This window comes from Actinosynnema sp. (genome assembly GCF_052038725.1).
On the sequence record NZ_JBQGCX010001277.1, the window covers coordinates 1 to 5,042 of the forward strand.

Consider the following 5,042-nt stretch of genomic DNA (forward strand, 5'->3'; position numbering starts at 1 on the left):
CGCTGGGCTCGGTGGTCGACCGGGCCAGGGCGGTGCCCCTGATGCTGCGCGACCGCAAGGCGTACGGCATCGGCGGCGGTCAGCTCGCGGCGTGGGCGTTCGCGCTGGTGTACATCGTGTCCCCGGTCGACCTGCTGCCCGAGCTGCTGCCGATCATCGGCGTGACCGACGACGCGGGCGTGGGCGTGTGGCTGCTCACCAGCCTGTCCGCGGCGGCGGGCGGCTACCTGCGGTGGGAGTCAGAAAAGCGCAAGGGCCAGCCCCAGCGCGGCTAGCGCGTTCACGGCGGTCGACGCGGCGAACACCCCGATCGGCCGCCACCCGGCCTGGCGCAGCGCGCCCACCCGGAACTCCAGCCCGATGCTGGTGAACGCCAGGATGAGGAACCACGTGCGCAGGTCGTTGACCACCCCGATCGCCGCCTTGCCCGAGGCGGGGTCGGCGGTGGCCAGGTAGGCGGTGGCGATGGCCGAGGTGGCCAGGAAGCCCAGCACGAACTTCGGGAACCTGTCCCACAGCTGCCGCCCCGCCGACACCTCGGGTCGCCGCCCCTCCACGCGCAGCGCGAAGTACGCGGTCAGCGCGACCGCGACCACGCCCAGCAGCGCGTTCTGGGTGACCTTGACGATCGTGGCGACCTGCAGCGACTCCTCCCCCGCGAGCGCGCCCGCCGCCGTGACGGCCGCCGTGGTGTCGATGTTGCCGCCGATCCACGCGCCGGTGGTGCGCGGGTCCAGGCCCAGCGCGGTCGCCGCCAGCGGCAGCAGGAAGATCGACGGCAGGGCGACCACGATCACCAGGCTGGCGCTGTAGGCCAGCTGCTCGCGCTTGGCCTGCACCGCGCCCGCCGCCGCGATGGCCGCGCTCACCCCGCAGATCGCGACGGCCGCCGACAGCAGCGCGCGCAGCTTCTCGTCCAGCCCGAGCCTGCCGCCGAGCCACCAGGAGAACCCGAACACCAGGCTGATCAGCACGACGGACTGGACCAGCGCGGGACCGGCGGCGTCGGCCAGGACGGCGAGGTTGATCGAGGCGCCGAGCAGCACCAGGCCGGTCTTGATGAAGAACTCGGTGCGGAAGCCGCCCGCCAGGCGGTCGCGCACGCCCAGCGCGCCCAGGAGGGCGTTGCCGAGCAGGCCGAGGGCGATGGCGTAGACGGGGAACTCGACGGCCGCCCCGACGCCCTCCCAGGAGGTGCCCTCGGTGGCGTCGGGGACGGTCTCGGACAGGTGCCGGGCGGCGGCGGACAGGGCCAGGACGACCAGCGCGCCGAGGACCGCGAGGCCCAGCGGCGAGCGCTCCCCCGGTTCGGCGCCGGTCCGCTCGACCGCCCGCTCCTCGGCGCTCACGGGATCAGTCCGGGCGGGATGGCGCCGGTCAGCGCCAGCGCGAGCAGGAGCAGGCCCGCGAGGACCGCGAGCCAGTCCTCCGTCAACCAGGTGCGATCGTCCACGCCAGCACGCTCCGGGGTGCGCTGAGAACAATGTTCACCCGAACGTAACGACCCCGGCGCGCACCGTCACCGCTTCCCGCAGGGTGGAACAAAAACGCGGTGAACAGCGGAAACACCGGTTTCCGCCGTCCACCGGCCGATCACTCGGCGATCCGCCGCCCCGCGTCGGGCTCCTGCTCCGGGACCACGTCCGCGACCCGCCGCGCGTCCGCCCGGTCCACCAGCTCGCGCTTCGGCGCGGGCTCGCCGCGCAGCCCCTCCAGCGGCCCGGTGATCGGCGCCCTGATCCGCGCCGTCGCCTCGTCCAGCACCTGCTTGGTCATCGGCTTGCCGTACAGGTCCGACAGGTCCACCGGGTCGCCGCAGGTGATCTGCACCTTCGTCCACGGCCGGGGCCGCGCCGAGCCCTCGGGGAGGAGCCGCTCCGGCCCCCACTGCGCGACCGGCACCACCGGCGTCCGCGTCGCCAGCGCCACCCGCGCCACCCCGGACTTGCCGCGCATCGGCCAGTGGTCGGGATCGGAGGTGAACGTGCCCTCCGGGTACACCCCGACGCACTCGCCCTCCGCGAGGGCCGTGCGCGCCGCGTCCAGCGCCAACCCGGCCCGCGCGCTGCCCCGGTCCACCGGGATGTGCCTGCCGGAGCGCATCACCGCGCCGATCACCGGGGCGGTGAACAGGTTGGCCCGCGCCAGGTAGCGCGGGATGCGCCCGGAGGCCAGCGCGTAGGCGGTCAGCAGGATCGGGTCCACGTTCGACAGGTGGTTCGACGCGAGCAGCACCGCGCCGGTCTTCGGCACCTTCTCGCGCCCGGTCATGCGCATCCGGACGAACAGCACCAGGAGCGGCCAGATCAACTCGATCGCCAGTCCGTACCAGATCCCCCGGCCGCGCCGGGGCAGCCTCGGCGTCAACGCCACCATCTCGGAGAAGCTCACGACGGGAATCCTCGGACATGCCGCTCCGGGCTCGCGCGCCGCCCCGCGACACGCCGCCACCGGGAACGCTTCCCTGCCCGTCCACCGGCTGATCAGGTTCAGCTAGGGTCCCGCACGTGCCCATGAGCGCGGTCGACCGCATCAGCGTGCTTCTCGTCGAGGACGACGAGGGCGACGCCATCCTGGTCGAAGCACTTCTGGAGGAGGTCGGGGCGGACGTCGAGCTGCTGCGCGCGCGCACGTTGCGCGAGGCCACGACGCAGCTGTCCGGCGCGGACTGCGTCCTGCTCGACCTCGGACTCCCCGACACCACCGGCCTGGACGGGCTGCTGGACCTGCTGGCCCAGCCCGCGCCCGCCGCCATCATCGTGCTGACCGGTCTCAACGACGAGCACCAGGGGATGCGCGCGGTCGCCGCGGGCGCCGAGGACTACCTCGTCAAGGGGCAGGTCGACGGCGCGGCGCTGCTGCGCGGCATCCGGTACGCGGTGGGTCGCAAGCAGGCCGAGGAGACCCAGCGGCAGCTGCGGGACGAGAAGCTGCACGCGGCCGAGAAGACCCGCCTGGAGCGCGGCCTGCTGCCGTCGCCGCTGCTGCGCGGACCGGCGCCGCTGGTGAAGGAGCGGTACCGGCCCGGCGGCAGCCGGATGCTGCTGGGCGGCGACTTCTACGACACCGTGCAGGCCCACGACGGCACCCTGCACGTGATCATCGGCGACGTGTGCGGCCACGGCCCGGACGAGGCCGCGCTGGGCGTGCTGCTGCGGATAGCGTGGCGCGCGCTGCTGCTGGCCGAGCAGACCCCCGAGCGGGTGCTGCACACGATGCACGAGCTGCTGGAGCTGGAGCGGCACCAGCCGGGGCTGTTCACCACCGCGTGCATGATCTCGGTGGCCCCCGACCGGCGGTCCGCGCGGGTGTTCCTGGCCGGGCACCCCGAGCCGATCCTGATGGCGGGCGAGAAGATCGTCGAGCTGCCCAGGACGCGCGCGGGGCTGCCGCTGGGCGTGCTGCCGGACAGCGAGTGGGACGCGCTGGACGTCGAGCTGCCGCCCGACTGGTCGTTGATGATCTACACCGACGGCCTCGTGGAGGGCCGGATCGGCAACGACTCGGAGCGGCTCGGCTCGGAGCGGCTGATCGAGCTGATCGGCCAGGTCCGCGCGGGGGCGCGGGGCGGGGCGATCGATCCCGACGAGCTCCTGGACTCGCTGATCTCGCGGGTTAAGGAGCTGAACGGCGGGGAACTGGACGACGACATGGCCGTGCTGTTGATATCGGAGCAGAGCTGACTATGAACTACCGCGACCGCTGGCCCGCGAGCAGGCTGCTGGCCGCGGCCGTGGCCATCCTGATCCTCGTCTCGGGCGGGGCGGTCACCGCGATCGGCTTCGCGCTCAACTCGCTGGACAAGCAGCGGGCGGTGGTGCTCGACCAGATCGGGCCCGCGAGGCGGCTGGTGATCGAGATGGACGCGGCGCTGGTCAACCAGGAGACCGGGCTCCGCGGGTACGCGCTGTCGGCGTCCTCGGACTTCCTGACGCCGTACACGCGCGGCATCGAGGCCGAGGAGACCGCGGCGCGGGGCGTGGCGTCGGCGCTGGGGTCCACCCGGCCGGACCTGCTGGCGCGGCTGGCCGAGACGCGCGGCATCGCGCGGGACTGGCGCGAGCAGTACGCCGAGCCGCTGATCTCGCAGGTCACCGAGAACGGGCAGCCGCAGCAGGGCGTGGGCGGCACGACCGTGGGCAAGGAGCTGTTCGACCAGGTCAGGCGGTCGGTGAACCAGCTCCAGGCGGACATGTCCCGCGACGTGGACTCGGCGCGGGCCGAGCTGGACCTCACCGCCGACCGGCTGCTGTGGCTGTGCATCGCGCTGGGCACGCTGCTCGCGGTGATCATCGCGGGGGTCGCGGTGGTGCTGCACCGCATCCTGATCCGGCCGCTGGCCACGCTCGCCGCGCAGGTCAGGGAGGTGTCCGAGGGCGACTACGGGCACGCGGTGGAGACCAGCGGGCCGCGCGAGACGGTCATGCTGGCCGAGGACGTGGACGCGATGCGCAGGCGGATCGTGTCCGACCTGAAGGACCTGCAGCGGTCCAACGCGGAGCTGGAGCAGTTCGCGTACGTGGCCTCGCACGACCTGCAGGAGCCGCTGCGGAAGGTGGCGAGCTTCTGCCAGCTGCTGGAGCGGCGCTACTCGGGGCAGCTGGACGCGCGCGGCGAGCAGTACATCCAGTTCGCGGTCGACGGGGCCAAGCGGATGCAGGTGCTGATCAACGACCTGCTGGCGTTCTCCAGGGTCGGGCGGATCACCCGCGAGCAGACGATGGTGGACTGCGGCGAGCTGGTCGACCAGGTGGTGGACAGCTACTCGGAGGTGGTCGCCAAGACGGGCGCGGTGGTCACGCACAGCGGGTTGCCGACCGTGCGCGGGGAGTCGTCGCTGCTCAGCGGGGTGTTCGGGAACCTGATCAGCAACGCGCTGAAGTTCCACGGGGAGCAGCCGCCGAGGGTGGACATCGGGGTGGAGCGAACGGGTAAGTTCTGGACGTTCACCGTGACCGACAACGGGATCGGCATCGATCCGGAGTACGCTGAGCGGATCTTCGTGATCTTCCAGAGGTTGCACCACCGGGACGACTACCCGG

Annotated in this window: 5 protein-coding genes; 3 read left to right on the forward strand and 2 right to left on the reverse strand. The window is 72.7% G+C overall.

From position 1 onward, the window contains the following. Positions 1 to 275: YkvA family protein (locus ACTUAL_RS26965; protein ID WP_440902210.1), on the forward strand; the 275-nt coding region annotated here is incomplete at its 5' end. Here the strand turns inward: ACTUAL_RS26965 and ACTUAL_RS26970 are convergent. Further along, entirely contained in the window at positions 240 to 1,349 is a 1,110-nt protein-coding gene (locus ACTUAL_RS26970) for a YeiH family protein (protein WP_440902211.1), read from the reverse strand. The genes ACTUAL_RS26965 and ACTUAL_RS26970 overlap by 36 nt on opposite strands. Positions 1,350 to 1,593: 244 nt before the next feature. Continuing rightward, positions 1,594 to 2,376: a lysophospholipid acyltransferase family protein gene (locus ACTUAL_RS26975; RefSeq protein ID WP_440902213.1), complete on the reverse strand. Its 783-nt coding sequence runs from the start codon at positions 2,374 to 2,376 to the stop codon at positions 1,594 to 1,596. Between the two features lie 137 nt (positions 2,377 to 2,513). Here ACTUAL_RS26975 and ACTUAL_RS26980 point away from each other — a divergent pair, with 137 nt between their 5' ends. Continuing rightward, on the forward strand, positions 2,514 to 3,683 hold the full coding sequence (locus tag ACTUAL_RS26980) for a PP2C family protein-serine/threonine phosphatase (RefSeq protein ID WP_096495920.1): 1,170 nt from the start codon (positions 2,514 to 2,516) through the stop codon (positions 3,681 to 3,683). Positions 3,684 to 3,685: 2 nt separating this feature from the next. Beyond that, a partial coding sequence (locus tag ACTUAL_RS26985) for a sensor histidine kinase (RefSeq protein ID WP_440902212.1) occupies positions 3,686 to 5,042 on the forward strand: 1,357 nt, incomplete at its 3' end.